14 protein-coding genes are annotated in these 18,543 nt (G+C 73.1%); 5 read left to right on the top strand and 9 right to left on the bottom strand.

All coding sequences use genetic code 11. From position 1 onward, the window contains the following. Nucleotides 1-31: 31 nt before the first annotated feature. The 3 genes from ACTWNK_RS25575 to sigJ all read right to left on the bottom strand — a co-directional run bounded on the left by ACTWNK_RS25575 (nt 32) and on the right by sigJ (nt 3,127). Nucleotides 32-871 carry a siderophore-interacting protein gene (locus ACTWNK_RS25575; protein WP_474307060.1) on the bottom strand — a complete coding sequence of 280 codons (840 nt, stop codon included), beginning with the start codon at nt 869-871 and terminating at the stop codon, nt 32-34. A gap of 71 nt (nt 872-942) precedes the next feature. Next, on the bottom strand, nt 943-2,166 hold the full coding sequence (locus ACTWNK_RS25570; RefSeq protein WP_474307059.1) for an NAD(P)/FAD-dependent oxidoreductase: 1,224 nt from the start codon (nt 2,164-2,166) through the stop codon (nt 943-945). Nucleotides 2,167-2,233: 67 nt separating this feature from the next. Then, a complete protein-coding gene (gene sigJ, locus ACTWNK_RS25565) occupies nt 2,234-3,127 on the bottom strand; it encodes an RNA polymerase sigma factor SigJ (protein WP_474307058.1) in 894 nt (297 codons plus the stop codon). Between the two features lie 98 nt (nt 3,128-3,225). Here sigJ and ACTWNK_RS25560 point away from each other — a divergent pair, with 98 nt between their 5' ends. Next, complete coding sequence (locus ACTWNK_RS25560) at nt 3,226-4,218, top strand: ArsR/SmtB family transcription factor (RefSeq protein ID WP_474307057.1); 993 nt, start codon at nt 3,226-3,228, stop codon at nt 4,216-4,218. On the opposite strand, the gene ACTWNK_RS25555 is transcribed toward ACTWNK_RS25560, so the two are convergent. After that, the gene (locus ACTWNK_RS25555; RefSeq protein ID WP_474307056.1) at nt 4,204-4,788 is read right to left on the bottom strand and encodes a TetR/AcrR family transcriptional regulator; all 585 of its coding nucleotides are present in this window, start codon (nt 4,786-4,788) and stop codon (nt 4,204-4,206) included. The genes ACTWNK_RS25560 and ACTWNK_RS25555 overlap by 15 nt on opposite strands. 84 nt (nt 4,789-4,872) lie before the next feature. On the opposite strand from ACTWNK_RS25555, the gene ACTWNK_RS25550 reads away from it, so the two are divergent. Next, nucleotides 4,873-5,904, top strand: a complete 1,032-nt coding sequence (locus ACTWNK_RS25550) for a hypothetical protein (protein WP_474307055.1) — start codon at nt 4,873-4,875, stop codon at nt 5,902-5,904. On the opposite strand, the gene ACTWNK_RS25545 is transcribed toward ACTWNK_RS25550, so the two are convergent. From ACTWNK_RS25545 to ACTWNK_RS25530, 4 genes are all read right to left on the bottom strand, one after another. Then, nucleotides 5,885-6,901 (bottom strand): S66 family peptidase, encoded by a 1,017-nt coding sequence (locus tag ACTWNK_RS25545; RefSeq protein ID WP_474307054.1) that lies wholly within the window; start codon nt 6,899-6,901, stop codon nt 5,885-5,887. The two genes, ACTWNK_RS25550 and ACTWNK_RS25545, sit on opposite strands and share 20 nt — an antisense overlap. 11 nt (nt 6,902-6,912) lie before the next feature. Beyond that, a complete protein-coding gene (locus ACTWNK_RS25540) occupies nt 6,913-7,650 on the bottom strand; it encodes an alpha/beta fold hydrolase (RefSeq protein WP_474307053.1) in 738 nt (245 codons plus the stop codon). Between the two features lie 106 nt (nt 7,651-7,756). After that, nucleotides 7,757-9,142, bottom strand: coding sequence for an amidase family protein (locus tag ACTWNK_RS25535; protein ID WP_474307052.1), 1,386 nt, complete (start codon nt 9,140-9,142; stop codon nt 7,757-7,759). 18 nt (nt 9,143-9,160) lie between these two features. Continuing rightward, nucleotides 9,161-9,916, bottom strand: a complete 756-nt coding sequence (locus ACTWNK_RS25530; RefSeq protein WP_474307051.1) for a LysR substrate-binding domain-containing protein — start codon at nt 9,914-9,916, stop codon at nt 9,161-9,163. Nucleotides 9,917-9,985: 69 nt separating this feature from the next. Here ACTWNK_RS25530 and ACTWNK_RS25525 point away from each other — a divergent pair, with 69 nt between their 5' ends. From ACTWNK_RS25525 to ACTWNK_RS25515, 3 genes are read left to right on the top strand one after another with little or no spacing between them, the layout of a single operon-like run. Then, nucleotides 9,986-11,578 carry a metallopeptidase domain-containing protein gene (locus ACTWNK_RS25525; RefSeq protein WP_474307050.1) on the top strand — a complete coding sequence of 531 codons (1,593 nt, stop codon included), beginning with the start codon at nt 9,986-9,988 and terminating at the stop codon, nt 11,576-11,578. Nucleotides 11,579-11,624: 46 nt separating this feature from the next. After that, nucleotides 11,625-12,359: a TetR/AcrR family transcriptional regulator gene (locus ACTWNK_RS25520; protein WP_474307049.1), complete on the top strand. Its 735-nt coding sequence runs from the start codon at nt 11,625-11,627 to the stop codon at nt 12,357-12,359. Next, a complete protein-coding gene (locus ACTWNK_RS25515) occupies nt 12,349-13,278 on the top strand; it encodes a VOC family protein (protein ID WP_474307048.1) in 930 nt (309 codons plus the stop codon). Before ACTWNK_RS25520 ends, ACTWNK_RS25515 begins: the two co-directional genes overlap by 11 nt. A gap of 21 nt (nt 13,279-13,299) precedes the next feature. Here the strand turns inward: ACTWNK_RS25515 and ACTWNK_RS25510 are convergent, their stop codons facing one another. After that, nucleotides 13,300-18,471: an amino acid adenylation domain-containing protein gene (locus tag ACTWNK_RS25510; RefSeq protein ID WP_474307047.1), complete on the bottom strand. Its 5,172-nt coding sequence runs from the start codon at nt 18,469-18,471 to the stop codon at nt 13,300-13,302. Between the last annotated feature and the right edge of the window lie 72 nt (nt 18,472-18,543).

The following is an 18,543-nucleotide window of genomic DNA, read 5'->3' as shown; positions in this document are numbered from 1 at the left end:
TTGGCCGCATGTCGTGCGAGGCACATGGTCCCTAGTTACGGGCCTGGCCGATTTTCCAGTAGCCGGAAAACATGATCTTGCGACGGTCGACCCCGCGCTCCCGTACGAGATGACGCCGGACGGCGCTCACCATGCTGGACTCGCCGCACACCCACGCGTAGGCGAGGTCGTCGAGCGACTCCTCGGCGAGCACCGCCAGCGCGCTCTGCCCGGCGTCGCGGTACAGATAGCGGGGCTCGTCGCGGCAGGTCAGCGGCAGCCGGTAGCTCTCGTCCGGCAGTTCGGCCAGGGCCGGCACCCGGCCGTCCGAGTGCGGCGCCGACTCCAGGATGGCCGACATCGCGGGCAGTGCGGCCTCGTCGGCGACGATCAGCCGGGTGCCCGCCGAGGTGGGCGGGCCGTAGGCCGATCCGCTGGCCTTGAAGCCCGCCACGGCGCCGGGCCCGGCCGCGATGGCCCAGCGTGAGCCGGGCCCGGCGTCGCCGTGCAGGACGAAGTCCACATCGATCTCGCCCAGGTCCGGCCGGTGCGCGCGCACGGTGTACCAGCGCAGTTCGGGCCGCCGGTCGGCCGGGATCTTCTGGATGGCCTGCCGTACGTTGATGCGGTCGGCGTCCGGCAGGGTGAAGCCGCTCGCGCCCGGGGGCGGCATCAGGAGGGCGAAGTACTCGTCGGGCCCGCTCACGCCGAATACGCGGAACTCCTCGGCGTGGAAGGTGATGCGCGTGATGTGCGGCGCCAGCCTGTCCACGCGGGTCACGGTCATGAGGAACTGTTCGTACTGCCCTCGTGAGGTGGGGGCCGCCATCACCATCGACACGACTTTGCCGATCACCTTGATCTGCAGCCGGTCGAGCTTCGAGTACGCCACGGGACACTCCGGAGTTAGGTTAGCCAACCCTAACATCAACGGGTCGCGAGATGCGACACTCTGTCGCGTATCTACCGTCCACCGGCCCTGGCCCGGACCGAATCCCCGGCCTGCCCGCGATCCGGCGCCCTGCGACCGCCCTTCGCCCACAGGTAGCTACCGGGACGCAGGCGTTCGAGACGCAGCGACAGTACGGTGAAACGGCAGATGGCCTCCTTCACCCAGGACGCCACCCGGCCGCCGAGCACCCGTTCGACGGGGGAGTCGTCGGGCCGGACGAACTGGACGAGCCCGTCACGCCGCCCCAGGCTGACGCACTGGACGACATACCGGAACCGGAACGGCCCGGCCGCACGCCCGGCCGCCCTGGCGTTGACGACGTCCGCCGCGTGCGCGCCGATCGGCATACCGGCCGCGCACGACATGCGCGAGACGTCGCCGCAGGGCAGTTCGACGGCCGCCGCGTCGCCGATCGCGTACACGTCGGGGTGCGACACCGAGCGCAGCGTCCCGTCGACCCGTATCCGCCCCTGCCCGTCGACGGCCAGCCCGGCCTCGGCCGCGATCGGCGACACCGCGAACGAACCGGCCCAGACGATCACATCGGCCGTCAGCGCGCCCGGCCCTCGCGTCGCCTCCGGGCCAGGCGAGACGAGCACGCGACCGGCCTCGACGGCGGTGACCGTCATACCGGCGTGTGTGGTGACGCCCAGCCGGGCCAGGCCGCGTGCCACGTGCGCACGGCCCTTCGCCGAGAGCCCGGCGCCGGGCACGCCGCCGCTCACCAGGCCGACCTGCCATTGGGGGCAGGCCTCGGCCAGTTCGCTCGCCATCTCGATGCCGGTCAGCCCGCCGCCCACCACCAGCAGGCTGCCCGGCCCGGCGGCGAGCCGGGCGCGCAGGTCGGCGGCGCGTTCGGCGGTGTGGGCGTGCTCGGCGACACCCGGTGTGGACAGGTCGGTGGTGCTGCCGAGCGCGTAGATCAGCGTGTCGTAGGGGACCGGCCGCCCGCCTGCCGTACGGACCAGTTTGGCGACGGGGTCGACGGCGATGACCTCGGCGTCGACGGTGGTGATGCCGGTGCCCCGGGTGAGGTCGGCCAGCGGGATGCGCACGCTGGGGCGGCCCGCCGCCAGTTCGTGCAGCCTGACGCGTTCGGTGAAGTGCGCTCCGGCGCTGATCAGGGTGACGCGGTCGCTGCGGTCCAGCCGCAGTGCGGCCGTCATCCCCGCGTAGCCCGCTCCGATGACCACCGTGCCCGCCGCGCCGGCGCCTGTGCCGGTGTCCGATTCCATGCCCGCCTCCTGAAGGTCGTCTGCGGCACAGACGACACGGCGGCGCGGAACGTGAGAGTGATCCCGCTCACAGATCGGCGAGCGGACCGGTGAGCGGATCAGGGAGCGGACCGGTGGGCAGGTGGGTGAGCTTGTGGGGATTGCGGATGTAGGAGACCTCGGTGATCAGGCCGTCGGCCACGGCGAAGGCCAGGACGCCGTCCACGGCGCCCTCCGCCGTGCGGATCACCACACCGGGTGCGCCGTTCACCTCGGCGAACTGCGCCGACATCCCCTCGTACCACCTGGCCACCAGCCCGGCCACCAGCCGGGAGACCCGATCGGCGCCCAGGACGGGCAGCGGGGCGGCACTGACCACACCGCCGCCGTCGGAGCGCCAGACCACATCGGGATCCAGGACCGCGACCAGGCCCGGCAGGTCGCCCGAGGCCGCGGCGGCGGCGAACGCCTGGACGACCTTCAGATGCTCGGCCCGGTCCGGCGTGCTCCTCGGCGCGTAGTCCCGCACGCGCCCCCTGGCCCGCGAGGCCAGCTGCCTGACCGCCTCTGGCGTGCGCCCGACGATGCCCGCGATCTCCTTGAACGGCATCGCGAACACGTCGTGCAGCACCAGCGAGACGCGCTCGGCGGGGGTGAGGCGTTCCAGCACGGTCAGCAGGGCGAGGCTGACCGACTCGTCCATCGTCACCCTGTCCTCGGGGCCGAGCTCCGCCACGACCGGTTCGGGCAGCCACTGCCCGACGTAGGACTCGCGGCGCGAGCGGGCCGATCCGAGCACGTCGTAGCACACGCGGCTCACCGTCGTGGTCAGGTAGGCGCGGGCTTCGGCGACGCCGTCGCGGTCCGCCTGCCGCCAGCGCAGCCAGGTCTCCTGCACCGCGTCGTCGGCGTCGGCCACCGAGCCGAGTATGCGGTAGGCCACCGCCCACAGGTGACGGCGATGGGCCTCGAAGTCCTCCACAGGTCCAGACTCTACGACCGCCGGGCCTGCCGCGCGTTCGCGGGAGTTAGACTCGGGCTGCCCGGATCGCCGATGCCGTCGCGACCTGGAGTGTGGGAGTGCACCGGATTCACCTGACCGCAGCCGACCTCGCCCGGGTGCGGGTGGCCTCCTCGCTGGGCCCGCTCGCCGAGACCATGTTCAGCCTGACCATGCTGCGCGGCTGGTCGCAGGAGGCGACGTTCAACGCCTGGCGCCACCGCGCGAGGGCCGGGCTGGACGCCAGGCACGCGGTGCTCGGCGCGGTGATCCCGGTCAGGGCGCCGAGCTTCGACCTGGCCAATCTGGCGGGCATCAGCCGTGAGTTCGCCGAGAGCGGCGAGCGCTTCCTGGCCAGGAGCAGGCAGGCCGTCAGGGCCGAGCTCGACTACTACGCCGACCACCACGGCCGGATGCCCGCGACGCTCGGCGGGATCGCCGACGACCTCGGCGAACGCCGTGAGGTGCTGGCCACGGTCGAGTCCTACCACCGCGGCGCCGTCGCGCCGCACTGGAAGCGCATCCAGGCCCACCTGGAGGCCGAGCGCGCCCAGCGCGGCACCATCCTGCTCGACCACGGCATCGACGGCCTGCTGTCGACGCTGCACCCGGACGTCAGGTGGGAGGCGCCGACGCTGCACGTGCGCAACGGCGACGAGAGCCCGCAGGAGATCCACCTGCAAGGGCAGGGACTGCTGCTGGTGTCGACGTTCTTCCTGCGCTCGCCGGGTGTGATGTTCGACCCGCGCGACATGAACGACTGCCTGGTGCTCTATCCCGCCGTGCTCGGCTTCGGCCAGGCGGCCGACATCTGGCGGAGCCCGGCCTCGCCCAGCGCGCTGGCCGGACTGCTCGGCCGTACCCGCGCGGCGATCCTCACCGCCATCGCCGACGGCGTGAGCACGACGGGCTCGCTGGCCGACCGGCTGAACATCTCCTCGCCCTCGGTCAGCCAGCACACCGCCGTGCTGCGCGAGGGCGGCCTGATCACCACCCGCAGGCACCGCAGCAACGTGCTGCACCGGGCCACCGAGACCGGCCTGGCCCTGCTGGACCGCTCACCCGGCGCCTGACGGTTCGGCGGCGATGCTGCCGACGATGAGGTCGCTCAGCGCCGCGACCGCGCCGTCGGCCGTCGTGTGCCCCCTGTTGAGCTCGGCGGCGATGCTCTCGGCGGCGCCCAGCAGTCCGGCGCAGCGCAGCCGCAGCGCATCGGGCGACAGGCCGGAGTGCGGACGCAGTGCGGCGGCGATCAGGTCGCGGTAGTCGTCGAGCATCTCGTGCTGGATCCGCTCCATCTCGGGATCGCCCCTGAGCGCGGCCGAGACGGCGGTGAGCTCGGGCATGTCGGTGGCGCAGGCGAAGTACGCGCCGCTGAGCACACGCGCCACGTCGCGTGCCGCCGGCCCGGCCTCGCGCAGCGCCTGCTCGGAGGCGGCCCGGTGCCTGGCGTCCAGCCTGCGGTACAGCGCCAGCAGCAGACCCGGCCTGGTGCCGAAGTGGTCGTAGACGATCGGCCTGCTGACGCCCGCGGCCTCGGCGAGTGTGACGAGCGTCAGGGCGTCGGCGCCGTGTTCACGCACGGTGGCCATGGCGGTGTCGAGCAGTTGCTCACGTCTGGCCTCTTTCGGCAGGCGGCCCATCGTCGTTTCCCCTCCGGCTTGCGTTGCCGTCCCAGTTTAGCTACAAAATGTAAGCTACAAAATGTAACTTGAGAGGGCGGTTCCATGAAGCACTCGACATCCGTACTCGTCCTGGGCGGCTCCGGCCAGGCGGGCTCCGGAACGGCGGCCCTGCTGCGCCGGTGGCATCCGGAGCTCCCGCTGACCATCGCCGGGCGCGACCTCGGCCGGGCCCGGCAGGTCGCCCGGGATCTCGGCCATGCCGACGCCGTGACCGTCGACCTGTCGCGCGAGGACCTCGGCCTGCCGGACGCGGGCGCGTACTCGGGCGTGCTGGCCATGCTGTGGGACGAGCGGCTCAACGGCCTGAGGTACGCCCAGCGCCGCGGCCTGCCCTACCTCAGCATCTCCAGCGGGCTGCTCGACATCGCGCCCGAGGTGGTGGCCGGGGCGCAGGGCCAGGGGGCGGCGCCGATCCTGGTGGCCAGCCACTGCCTGGCCGGTCTCGTCGTCGTGGCGGCGCGCGCGGCGGCCAAGGGGCTGGCCGAGGTGGAGAGCGTCAGGGCCGGGGCGCTGTTCGACGAGCAGGACATGGGCGGGCCCGCCGGGGTGGCCGACCTGGCGCGCTGGATGGACGTCACCTCGTCGGCGTTCGTACGGCGGGACGGCGCGTTCGTGTGGATCTCGCCGCAGGAGGTCGAGGCCGAGGTGCGCGGCGCCGACGGCCGTGTGGTCGCCGGGCAGGCCATCGCCATCCTGGACGTGCCCAGCATCGCCCTGGCCACGGGCGCCCGGGACGTGCGCTTCGACTTCGCGCTCGGCCGCTCGCAGGGCGTGTCCGCCGAAGTCGTGCTCGACCTGGAAGGCCGGGACGCGACGGGCGCGCCGGTCGTCGCCCGGTGGCGGCTGACCCACCCCGAAGGCCAGCGCCCGCTGACCGCACTCGGCGTCGCGCTCGGCGCCGAACGCCTGCTCGGCCTGCGCGGCGACGCCGTCGCACCCGGCCTGCACACGCCCGAGTCCCTGATCGACCCCGGCTACGCGCTGCGCCGCATCGCCGCGATCGGCGCGACGTTCACCGAGGAGCCCGTACGGGCCGACACAGCGACCGCGCGGGTCAGGTCAGCGACTGGGTGAGCTCCTGGCGCTCCGGCGTGTGCAGCAGCCTGCCGTACGCGCCGTTGACGATCGGCAGGTACGGCGGGACGTGGCCGCACTCGACGTCGGCGACGATCGGCACGCCGAGCCCCCCGAGCGCGTCGAGCACCGCCTCGTGCTGGGTCAGCGAGGCGATGCCCGGCGCCCGGGTGCGGCCGACGAGCACGGCGCTCGCGTGGGCGAAGAACCCGGCCAGCCGCATCCCGTGCAGGTACCTGCAGATGGCGGCGGCGTTCTCCTCCGTCGCCTCGACATAGACGAGCAGGCCCTCGCCGGCCAGGGCCGAGGTGTCGGCGTAGGGCGTGCCCATGAGGTTGCACAGGGTCTCGACGCAGCCGCCGATCAGCCTGCCCTCGGCTCGGACCTCGCCCTCGCCGTCGAGCCGCGTCCAGCGGCCGGGCGTGTCGAGGGTGAGGTCGCGCACCCCCGGATCGGCGGCGTAGTCGTCCCAGCCCGCGGCCCGGTGCCTGCCCGGCGGCGTCTGGGTGAACGTCGTGCCCGGCTCCATCGTCACGATGTCGAGCCAGGACAGCAGGCCGTCCGGCGTGAGGTACGGCGTGTCCATGAGGTTGTTGCCGTGCACGGTCGCGACACCGGTCAGCAGGGTCAGCGGTGTGATGATCGTCGAGATGTCGGAGAAGCCGACGACCCACGTGGGGCTCGCCCCGGCCAGGGCGTCGAAGTCGAGCAGGGGCAGCAGGTCGATCGCGCACTCCCCGCCCCACGGCGGCACGATCGCCTTGATGGACGGATCGAGGAGCATGGCGGTCAGTTCGGCGGCCCTCTCGGCGGCGGGCGCGCTGAGGTGGCCGGTGCCGTCCATGCAGGCGCCGGTCACGACCTCGTAGCCGCGCTCGGCGAGCAGGCCGGTCGCCACGCGCAGGCGCCCGTGCAGGCTCGGGGCGACGCCGCTCGAAGGCGAGGTGACGCCGATGCGGTCGCCGGGGCGCAGGGGAGCGGGGTATCTCACGTCCATGTCCGGGCCGCTCAGCCTTCGTGGTCGGCGGAGGGCGGGCCGTAGGGGCTCTCGCCGTGCTCCACCTTGTCCACGAAGTCGGAGATGATGCGGGAGAACAGGTCGGGCTGCTCCAGGTTCCAGATGTGCCCGGCCTGCGGGATCAGGCGCAGATCGGCCTCGGAGATCGCGGCGGCGATGGCCCGGGAGTGGGCGACGTTGGCCTTGTCCTTCTCGCCGCACAGCACCAGCGTGGGCACCTTGATCTCGGCCAGCCTCGGGCGCAGGTCCAGCCGGCCGAGGTCGCGCAGGCCGGCCAGGAAGCCCTTCTTGCCGAGCCGCCGCAGGTCTTCGGCCGCCCGCTCCAGCAGGCGCTCCTCGCCTCCGGCGTACATGGCCTTGAGCACGTTGACCAGCACCGCCTCGGGCATCAATGCCATCATCGCGCGCTGCACCGCGTCGGACGCGGGCGCCTTGGCCACGCCGCCGGACAGGATCAGCCCCGAGACGCGTCCGGGCTCGGCCAGCGCGGCCAGCAGGGCGACGCTCACCCCGCCCGAGATCGCCACCAGGTACGCGGCCTCGTTCTGCTCGGCCAGCACGTCGAGCACGGCGTCGGCCGCGCCGTCGACCGACATCGGGCCGGGCCGCTGCCCGTGTCCCGGCAGGTCGGGCGCGATCACCACGTGCTTGGCGCGGAGGCGGGCCGCCTGCGACTCCCATGCCCGGCCACTGGCGCCAAACGCATGGATCAACACAACCGTAGCCATGACCCGACCTCTCCCCGAAGCGAATCTCCCCAATAGCGACTCCAGAAGCCTAGGGCCGCGCGCGGCCGCAGCAGACCTTTCGCTGCGAATGTGGACGCCTTTCCGCTCAGGGCCCGGCGAAATCCGCAGGCGGCGCACAGCCGCCGATCACGTCGGCCATCGCCTCGGCGAAGGTGATCGCGGTGTCGTCCTCCTGCGACGGCCCCACCACCTGCACACCGACCGGCAGCCCGGACCGGCCGGGCCCGGCGGGCGCGGCGAGCGCGGGCAGCCCGGCCAGCGAGGCGTGCGCGATCCAGAACGCCTGGGCGTCGTAGGGGCGTCCGGCGATCTCCCGCTCCTCGAACGGGCGGCTGTCGTGCGGGAAGGCCGTGGTGAAGCTCACCGGGCACAGGAAGACGTCGACGTCGTCGAAGTAGCGTTCCCACGCGGCCCGCGCCGCCATCCTGAACCGGTCCTGCTCGACGAGTGCGGACAGGCCGCTCGCCTCGTCCTCGGCGAAGCCCTGGCCTTGGAAGGCGAGGAACATCCGCACGTGGTAGCCGAACGACTCGTAGCCGGGCAGCGGGTCGATCCCATCGGGCCAGCCCTCGCGCAGCGTCACTCCGGCCGCGCGCAGCGCCTCGACCGTGGCGGCGAGCACGTCGCCCACCTCGGCGGTGACGGGAGCCGCCGGGTGGTCGAGCACGTACCCGACCCTGAAGTCGCGCAGGTCGCGCCGTCGTGCGGGCGCGAGCGACCAGGTGTAGGCGCGGGCCGCGGCGCCCTCGGGTCCGGCGGTGGCGCGCAGCGCCGTCCTGATGTCGGCGGCGGTGCGGGCGATCGGCCCCACGGCCGACATGTACGTCATGTCGCTGGGCGGTGCGGGCGGCCCCGGCGGCTGGAAGCCGGTCAGCGGGACGATGCCCGCACTCGGCTTGAGCCCGTAGACACCGCAGTAAGCGGCCGGGATGCGGATCGAGCCCGCCAGGTCCGTGCCGTAGTCGAGGAAGCTCAGCCCGGCCGCGACCGCGGCGGCGGCCCCGCCTGACGAACCCCCGGGCGTCAGGGCCGGGTCCCACGGGTTGTTCGTCGCGCCGTAGAGGTCGTTGGCACTCTGCCCGAAGTCGGCGAGCATGTAAGCCACATTCGTCTTGCCCACCGGTACGGCTCCCGCCGCGCGCAGGCGTGCGACGAGGGTGGCGTCGCGCGGCGGGAGGTAGCCCCGGTTCGCGGGCTCGCCCCAGGTCGTGGGCAGGCCCGCGACGTCGATGCAGTCCTTGACGGTGATCGGCACGCCGCCGAGCGGCCCCGGCGGGCCGTCGCCGTCGTCGTGGTCGGCGGTCGCCACCACGGCGTTGAGGCCCGCGCCGACCGATGCGATGCGCTCCAGCAGGGCCCGCCGCAGCTCAAGCGCCGAGACCCGGCCGTCGGCCACGGCGCGGGCGGCCTCGCCGGCCGACCAGAGGAACCAGGGCCGATCCGCCCCTTCGCTATGCCCTTCGATATGCATGGCATCAGGTCTATCCCCTCACACGGTGTCAGGGGCAACACCGCGCCCGGCCAGGCTCCACAGCGCGGCGACCAGCGGACGGCGCAGATCGGCCCGGCGCACGCACAGGCCGACGGTGTACACGCCGGGCGACGGCTCGGCGGGCACGACCGAGAGCCGGTCGCGGGTGACGCCGGTGTCGAGCACCAGCCTGGGCACGATGCCGGTGCCGTATCCCAGGGCGACCAGCGTGAGCAGCGCCTCGTGCCCCTCGGGCTCGGCCGCCACGTCGAGGGGGCGGCGCCTGCCGGGCGAGCGCTCGCGCAACCAGCGTTCGGCGGCCTCCCGCACCAGGCCCCGGTGCGGGAGCACGAAAGGACCCGCCAGCGCGCCGTCCTCGCGTCCGCGCGCCGTGACGAACACCAGGTCGCTCCGCGCCACGGTACGGCCGATCAGCGACTCGGGCAGGCGGGCGGGCATGCCCGCGACGGCGGCGTCGCTCTCGCCCTCGTCCACCCTGGCCAGCGCGGCCCCCGCGTCCCCGGTGCGCAGTTCGACGCGTGCCATCGGGTGCGCCGCCTGGAAGGGCGCGAGCAGATCGGGCAGCAGCGCCTGGCACGCGGTCACGGTGGCGAACAGGCCGAGCGTGCCGGTCAGCGCCGACGGGCCGGGCCCGCCCTCGCGGTAGCCGTCCCACAACTCCAGCGACCTGACCGCGTAGTCCTTGAAGCGGTGGCCCTCGGTCGACATCGCGCCGCTCTGACGCCGCCCGGGCGAAAGGGCGGTTGCAGTCACATCCCAGGGCGGCGCAAGTGCGCCGGTGCACGGTCGAGGCGATCATGCGTCGTCCCCTGAGGAGAGCCCGTGTCGCCCCGAAGAACGTTCCTCTCGCTGCCGGTCGTCCTCGGCCTGCTGCTGTTGCTGCTGCCCGCCGCGCCCGCCTCGGCCGTGTCCGTCCAGGGGGCGCGGCCGTGGGCGGTGCTGCTGTGCGACTTCACCGGCGCCCCGGCCCCGGCCAAGGACATGGGGTATTTCAGGCACCTGTTCACCGAGGAGGGCGTCGGCACCGGCGGGCTGGCCGACTTCGTCAGGCAGCAGTCACGCGGGCGCGTGTCCATGGCCGGTACGCATGTGCGCGGCTGGTACCGGATGCCGATCACCGCGACCGCCTGGGCGGCCAAGCCGCTCGCCGAGCGCGTCGCCGACTGCACGAGGACGGCCGAGACCGTCGACGGCTACCGCGCGCCCGCCGGCCACCGGCTGGCCGTCATGGTCAACACCCCCCAGGGCGGCGAGAGCGCGGCGAGCGCCGGTCGTGAGGCCCCCATGGTCCTGGACTCCTCCAGCTGGACGCTCGCCCACGTCGTGGCCGGCGTCCTGCTGCGCCTCGGCCTCGACCCTTCGACCTCCACCACGCCCGACCTCGGCCAGGGCGCCGGCCCCGACGAATGGGACGCGATGAGCGGCACGCGGACCCACCCGGCGCCCACCCGCAACTACGGCAGGGGTACGGCCGGGCTCAGCGGCCCGCACCTGGACGAGCTCGGCTGGCTGCCGGGCGAACGGGTGATCACCCTCGGCAAGGACGGTGTGCCGTCCAGAACGGTACGGCTGGCGCCGCTGGAGCGGCCGGACCTGCCGGGCGCCCTGCTGGTCCGGGTGCCGTTCGACCCGGAGGACGTCTCGCGCTTCCTCACGGTGGAGTTCCGGAGGAGGATCGGCGTGAGCCAGGGCATACCCGGTGACACCGTACTCGTGCACGACTATGCCGCCGGCGTCCCGCGCCTGGTCAGGACCGGGCCAGGCGGCGATCCCGTCCAGTCGTTCGACGCGCGCGGCGTCACCGTGCGCGTGGACGAGGTGGCCGCCGAGTACGCCACCGTCACCGTCAGCACGACCGTGACCACCCGGTGCCTGCCCGGCTACGTGCACCGCCGTGCGACGCCGGGCGACGCGGCCTGTGTGACGCCCGAGGCCAGGGCCAAGGCGGCGGCCGACACCCTCGACGCGCCCAACCGGCGCGACGACGACGGCTCCTGCCTGGTCGGCCTGGTCGCACGCGAGGCCGTCGCGGGCGACGGCGTGTGTGTCACGCCGCTGGTCAGGCAGCAGACCGCCGCCGACACCCAGGCCTCTCCCGCGCGGACCAACCCGGCCCGCCAGGTCTGGGGCCCGAACCTCTGCGCGGGCGAACACGTCTGGCGCGGCGCCGACTCCTCCGACTACGTGTGCGTCACGCTCGCGACCAGGATGCAGACGATCGAGGACAACGCCGCGGCGGCGAGCAGGTGGACCGACGGCCCGTGGGGCCCGCGCAGTTGCGTGTGGGGCTATGTGTGGCGTGACGCCTTCCTCGGCGACCAGGTCTGTGTCGTGGGCGAGCGCAACCGCCAGGCCAAGGAGGACAACGCCCAGGCGCGCAGCCGGGTGGAGTGGCCTTCGGGTGGCAAGGTGTGACCAAAGTGCTAATCTGGTCATCGGTCACCAGATAGGAGTGCAGGCCATGGACGCGTCAGACGCCAGGCGAGAGCGGGCCGACAGGATCCTCGACACCGCCAAGGAGCTCCTGCTGCGATGGGGCTACCGGCGGGTGACGATCGACGAGATCGCCAAACGGGCCGGAGTCGGCAAAGGCACGCTCTACCTGCATTGGCGCACCCGCGAGGAGCTGTTCCTCGCGGTCGGCGCGCGTGAGGCGGTCGCGATGCTCGACGCCGTGACCGCCGCCATGCGCGCCGACCCGGCCGAGATCGCACTGCACGCCTACATGCGGCGCTTCTTCGTCGAGGCCATGCGGCGTCCCGTGCTGCGGGCGGTGTTCACCCGGGACGCCGACATGCTCGACAAGTTCCTGTCCAGTCCGGCCAGGCAGCCGTTGCAGAGCGCCAAGCTGCTCGCCTCGCGCGACTACCTCGGCGTGCTCGCCGGGGCGGGGCTGCTGCGCGAGGGCCTGAAGGCCGAGGACCTCGACTACGTGCTGCCGACCGTCGTCTACGGCTTCTTCGCCGTCGAACCGCTGCTGCCGCCCGATCTCGGCCTCGACCTCGACGCCAAGGCCGGGCACCTGGCCGACACACTGCGCCGCGCGTTCGAGCCGGACCCGCCGCCGCCCGCCGACAGGTTCGCCGCCGCCGCGCCCGATGCCGTCGCGGTCTTCGAACGGCTGGGCCGCGACTTCGAGCAGGCGGCATACGGCCCGGTCAGGCGTGTGGGTGAGGAGGCCGGTCATGGCGTATGACATCGCGAAACTGCACCACGTGGGGCACGTCGTGCACGACATGGGCAAGGCGCTCGAACGCTACCGGCAGCTCGGCTTCACCCTGCCGCCCGCCGTCTTCCCCGCGCTCGCCCCCGCCGAAGGCCGAGCGCCGCAGCCGGTCGGCGCGGGCAACACCCATGCGTACTTCCCCGACGACTTCGTCGAGCTCGTCACCGTGTCGGACGGCGTGCTGCCCGACGGGGCCGAGACCGTCGAGCTGAAGGTGCCAGGGGACAGGCTGGCGAATGTGCTGGCCGCCGTGCGGGCCACGGCCGCGAACCTGGCCGCCTCCCTGCGGCGCTTCGAGGGCGTGCACATCGTCATGTTCGACTCGCCCGACCTAGACGCCGCCGCCGGGCGCACGACGGGCCACGGCGGTGTGCATGCCGTACGGCGGCCGGTCGAGGGGGAGGCGGGCGCGCGGATGGAGGAGGTGCGCTTCCTGGAGTTCGACGCGGACGGCACGGCCGAAGGGCGGATCGGCATCGCGGCGACGGCGGCGCGGGTGGCGCGGCCCGCCCATGCCAACGGAGCCGTCGGGCTGGCCGGGTGCGTGCTGTGCGTGGCCGACGAGGAGCTGGAGGAGATGCTGCGGCGCTACGAGGGGTACCTGGCGCGGGAGGCGCGTGCCGACGGGGCGTCGTGGGTGTTCGACCTCGGCACGGCGGTGCTGCGGGTGGTCGCCGCGTCGGCGCTGGGGCTGGTGCTGCCCGGTGAGCGCCCGCCGCCGAGCCTGCCCGGGTTCGCCGGGTACGCGGTGGCGGTGCGCGATCCGCGGGAGAGCGAGCGCTTCCTCGCCGGTCGGGGGATCGCCGTGCGCCGCACCGAGGCGGGCGAGGTGTTCGTGCCCGCCGACGCGGCGCTGGGTGCGGCGATCGTGTTCACCCGGGCGGGCTGACACCGCCCGCCCGGGTGGGTCCTACGACGCCTTGGCCGCCTTGCGTTCCAGGCCGACCAGGTCGTCGGGTGTGGCATCGGGCACGTCGGCGTCGAAGCGCTTCAGCGTCCGCACGGTGAGCGCGCCGAGCACGACGAGCCCGATGTAGGCGCCGAACACCAGGTACATGAGCGAGATGTCGCCCAGCAGCCGGGTGCCGAGCGGCGCGATCACACCGACGCCGATCGGGATCGTGGACCAGGCCACCATCTGGTTGAGCGCGAACACCCGGCCGTGGAAGCGCTGCGGCACCTTCACCTGGATGATCGTCGCGTAGACGCCGTTGACCAGCGCCAGCCCGAACGACACCCCGAACGCCCCGATCGCGATCACCGTCACCGACTTGTCCAGCCCCACGACCACGCACGACACCGCGATGATCAGTGTGGCCAGCAGCATGCCCCGCATCCGGCGCCTGGCCGGACCGCCCCACAGCCCCATCGTCAGACCGCCCGCCACCGCCCCGATGCCCGCGACCAGCGCGATCGTGCCCGCGTCCGCGAGCGAGCCGAACGTCAGGGCCAGCGGCGAGTACATCATGAACACCGGCGACAACCCCAGCGACAACAGGGCGAAGAAGACGACCATCGCACGGAACGCCCGATTGCCGATCGACAGCCGGAACCCTTCGGCGATCTCCCTGCCGACCGTCTCCCTGCGCCGATGCGCCATCGTCGCGGGGAAGGCGACCACGGCCAGCACCCCGAGCGTGACCACGTGCCCGACGACGTCGAGCACGAGCACGCCCGTCAGCCCCGACACCGACATCAACCCGACAGCGGCCAGCGGCGCCATGAACTGCGCCACCCCCAGCGTCATCTGCGCCACGCCGTTGGCATGCCCGAGATAGCGCTTGGGCACCAGCTGCGGCACCGCCGACTGGAACGCCAGCCGCTGGAACGTCAGCGCGAACGACAGCACGGTCAGCAGCGGGTACAGATGCCACACCTGCAGCGCCCCGCCCCACACCAGCGCCCCCGTGACCAGCTGTACGGCCAGCGCCGCCGCATTGCCGGCGATCATCACCGTCCTGCGGCTGCTCCGGTCGACGATGGCGCCGGCCAGCGGCGCGATCAGCACCCCGGGAATGATCGCGAGCACCTGCAGCACGGCGAGCTCGGCCAGCGACCGGTTCTGCAGGTACACCCAGATCGGCAGCGCGAACTCCGTCAGCGTCGAGCCGATCAGGCACACCATCTGCCCGAGCGCCACGACGAGGAACCTGCTCATCGTCGGCTCGGGACCGCCGCGCGCCTGCTCGCCGCTCCTGCTCACGGAGGCGAGCAGCCGCTGCCGCACCGCGCTCAGCGCACGCGGCGCCTGCTCGGCCTGCTCGGGTTCCGGCTCGGGTTCCAGCTCGGTGTGCGCCGTGGTCACCACGGCCGCGAGCTCGTCCGGGCGGTACTTCAGGAAGTAGTGCCCGCCCTCGTCCAGCACGACGAGCGCCGTCGTGCCGGTGATGAACGACCACTCCCGATAGCGCTCCTCGTAGTAGTCGGTCGCCGGGTCGTACTCGCCCACGACCGAGATGATCGGCGCGGCGAGCCGGTCGGCGCCGGTGTCGATGAGATGGGTGAAGTAGTCCTCGGCCGCCCGCGCGTCGTGGCGCATGTTGCGGATGACGAACGCCTTCTGCTCGTCGTCGAGGCCCGACAGGTCGGCCCCGAGCGCGGTCAGCCAGTTCAGCTGGCCCTTGTCGCTGCGCAGGCGCTCCAGCCTGGTGAGCTTGGCCCAGCGGCCCATCAGCCCGCGCGTCGGCCTGGCGAAGGGGAAGATGCCGCCCAGGTAGATCGCCTCGATCGGCCGGCCCGCCGCCTCGAGCCGCCTGGCGATCTCCACGGTGAGCGCGCCGCCGACCCCGCAGTGCCCGTAGAGGGTCAGCGGGCCCTCGATGCCGGAAACGATTTCCGCCACGCACTGCGCGGCCACCTCCTCAAGCGGCCTGGGATCCTCGGCCAGGCCCAGGTCGTGACCGGGCACCGCCAGCGCGTGCAGCGCCCACCCGCCGGGAAGGGCGTCGGCGAGCGGCTGGTAGACCACCGCACTGCCGCCGCCGTACGGCACGCAGACCAGGTGGTGCGTCGCGGTCGCCGCAGCGGGGGTGAGGCGGTGCAGCAGGCCGCGTTCGGCGGGATCGGCGCCGGCGACGGCGGCCAGGGCGCGCACGGTCGTGTGCTGGAACATGTCCAGCAGGCCGATCGGACTGGCCCCTTCGGGCAGTTCGCGGCGCAGCCTGGCCACCACCCGGGTGGCCAGCAGCGAGTGGCCGCCCAGGTCGAAGAAGTCGTCGAGCACACCGACCTGCTTGAGCCCGAGCACCTCGCACCAGGCCGCCGCGACGATCCGTTCCAGCTCATCGGCGGGCGGTTCGAAGGGCACGTCCTGGTCGGGCCGCGCGTCCTCGGGCGCGGGCAGCGCGGCACGGTCGACCTTGCCGTGGCCCTTGAGCGGGAGCTCGGCCAGCCAGACGTACCTGGTGGGCACCATGTACTCGGGCAGGCGGGTGGCCAGGTCGCGGCGCAGGTCGCCCACGCTGGGCCGTTCGGCGCCCGGCTCGGGGACGAGGTAGGCGACGAGTTCGCCGTCGCGGGCGTCGACGACGCCGTGCGCCACGCCCGAGCACAGGGGCAGCGTCTCGTCGATCTCCCCCATCTCGACCCGGTAGCCGCGGATCTTCACCTGAAGGTCGCGCCGCCCGAGGAACTCCAGGTCGCCGCTCGGCAGCCAGCGCGCCAGGTCGCCGGTGCGATACAACCGGCCGTACGGCGTGGCGACGAACTTCTCCGCGGTCATCTCGGGCTTGCCGAGGTACTCGCGGGCCAGCCGGTCGCCGCCGATGCACAGCTCGCCGGGCACGCCGACCGGCACCGGGCGCAGGTGGGCGTCGAGCACGCGCAGCTCGGCATGCCCCAGCGGGCGGCCGATCGGGGTGATCGGTCCCGTGGGCTCGACGCCCGGCCGTACCCGGTAGGTCGAGACGCCGACGGTGGCCTCGGTCGGCCCGTAGTGGTTGACGACCGGGCGCAGTGCGGCCAGCCGTCTGGTCCACTCCCAGCTCGACCCCTCGCCGCCGAGCACGAGCAGCCGCCTGGGCAGCAGCTGCCCGACGTCGGGCACGTCGGCGGCGAGCGCGCCCAGGTGGGAGGGCGTCATCTTGAGGTAGTCGATCCCGCCCATGCGCTCGGCGAGCTCGGGCCCGGAGATGCGCGAGGGCAGCAGGTGCAGGGCACCTCCCGTCATCAGCGACAGGTAGAACACCGTCATACCGAAGTCGAAGGCCAGCGACTGCAGCAGCGCGAACGACTCGCCCTCGCCCACCTCGAACCGTTCGCGCACGTCGGCCAGGTAGTTGACGACCTGCCGATGCTGGACGGCGACCCCCTTGGGCCGCCCGGTCGAGCCGGAGGTGTAGATCACATAGGCCAGGTCGCCGGGCCCGGCCGCGCACTGCGGCTCCCGCTCGGGCGCGGGGTGCCCGTCGGCCCGCACGACGGGCCCGTCGAACAGCTCCACCACCTGCGGGGCCTCGCCGATCAGCACCGCCGCGCCGGAGTCGGCCAGCATGTACGCCAGGCGCTCGGCCGGCTGCTCGGGGTCGAGCGGCACGTAGGCGCCCCCGGCCCGCATGACGGCCACGATGGCGACCGCCAGGTCGAGCGACTGCTCCAGGCAGATCGCCACCCGCGTGTCCGGCCCGACGCCGAGCTCGCCTAACCGTGCGGCCAGCGCGGCCGACCTGGCGCCGAGCTCGGCGTAGGTGAGTTCGGCGCCGCCGCACGTGACGGCCACCTCGCCGGGGAAGCGCCGCACGCTGCCGGTCACCAGCTCGGTCAGCGTCGCGCCGGGCGGCTCGGGCGTGGAGTCGGGCACGGCCCAGGCGTCGAGCAGCTCGCCCTCCTGGGCGCTGACCAGCTCCAGGCGTGAGAGCGGGGTCGCGGGCGCGGCGACGATCGAGCGCAGCAACGTCTCGAAGTTGGCCGCGAACCGCTCGACCGTGGCCGCGTCGAACAGGTCGGCGCTGTAGACGAAGAACGCGTCGAGCTCGTCGCCGGTCGGGCGGATCTCCAGCGAGAGGTCGAACTTGGCCTGGTGGAAGCCGGTGTCGTAGCGCTGGCTGACCAGCCCGTCCAGCCGCAGCCCGGCGCCGTCGCTCTCGCTGCGCAGGTTGAACTGCGCCTGGAACACCGGCGTCCGGCTGAGGTCGCGCGGCACGCCGAGCTCGGTGACCAGCCGGTCGAACGGCGTGTCGGCATGCACGAGCGCGTCGACCGTGGCCCTGCGGGTACGGCGCAGCAACTCCTGGAAGGCCGGGTCGCCCGACAGGTCGGCGCGCATGACGACGGTATTGAGGAAGAAGCCGACGAGCCGCTCGGTGTCCTCGTCCTGGCGGGCGGCGACCGGCGTGCCGACACACAGGTCCTCGGCGCCCGCGTAGCGGCCGAGCTGGGTCTGGAAGGCGGCCAGCAGCAGCATGAACAGCGTGACGCGCTGCTCCTTGGCCAGTGCCCGCACCTCGGCGACGAGCGGGCCGGGCAGGCGGCGGGCCACGCATCCGCCGTTGGAGGTGCGCACGCGCGGCCTCGGGCGGTCGGCGGGCAGGTCGAGCGTGGGCGCGCCCGCGAGCCGTTCGCGCCAGTAGGCGGTGTCGTAGGTGCGCTCGCGCTGGCGCAGCGCGTAGTCGCCGTACTGCAGGGGGAGCGCCTGCGGCTCGCCGCCCGCGTACAGGGTGGCGATCTCGTCGAACAGCAGGCCGAGCGACCAGCCGTCACCGGCGATGTGGTGCAGGACGATGACCAGGATGTGCTCGCGCGGGCCACGCGCGATGAGGTGGGCCCGGATGACGGGCCCGTTGGCCAGGTCGAAGGGCCGGTTGGTGAGCTCGCCCACCTCGAAACCGGTGAGTCGTTCGAGGCCGACCGAGACGTCCTCGACGACCTGGACGGGACGGCCGTCGATCGACGGGTAGCGGGTGCGCAGGATCTCGTGCCTGCGGACGACGCCGTCGATGGCGCGCTCCAGCGCGTCGGCGTCGAGGGGGCCGAGGAGGCGCTCGGTCACGCAGATGTTGTAGGAGGCGTCGTCGGGGTTCAGCTCGTGCAGGAACCACAGACGTTCCTGGCCGAGTGACAGGGGGATCGCCGTGACGGCAGGCATCTTGATCACCGTTCGGAGGAGTGCAGCACGAGGCGCCGAGCTGCCTAGGCTCGGGAACTAACTGGAAAGTTT

This window comes from Nonomuraea sp. IBHARD001 (genome assembly GCF_056106265.1).
The sequence above is the reverse complement of the archived record's forward strand: the minus strand, read 5'-3'. Positions and strand labels throughout refer to the sequence as shown.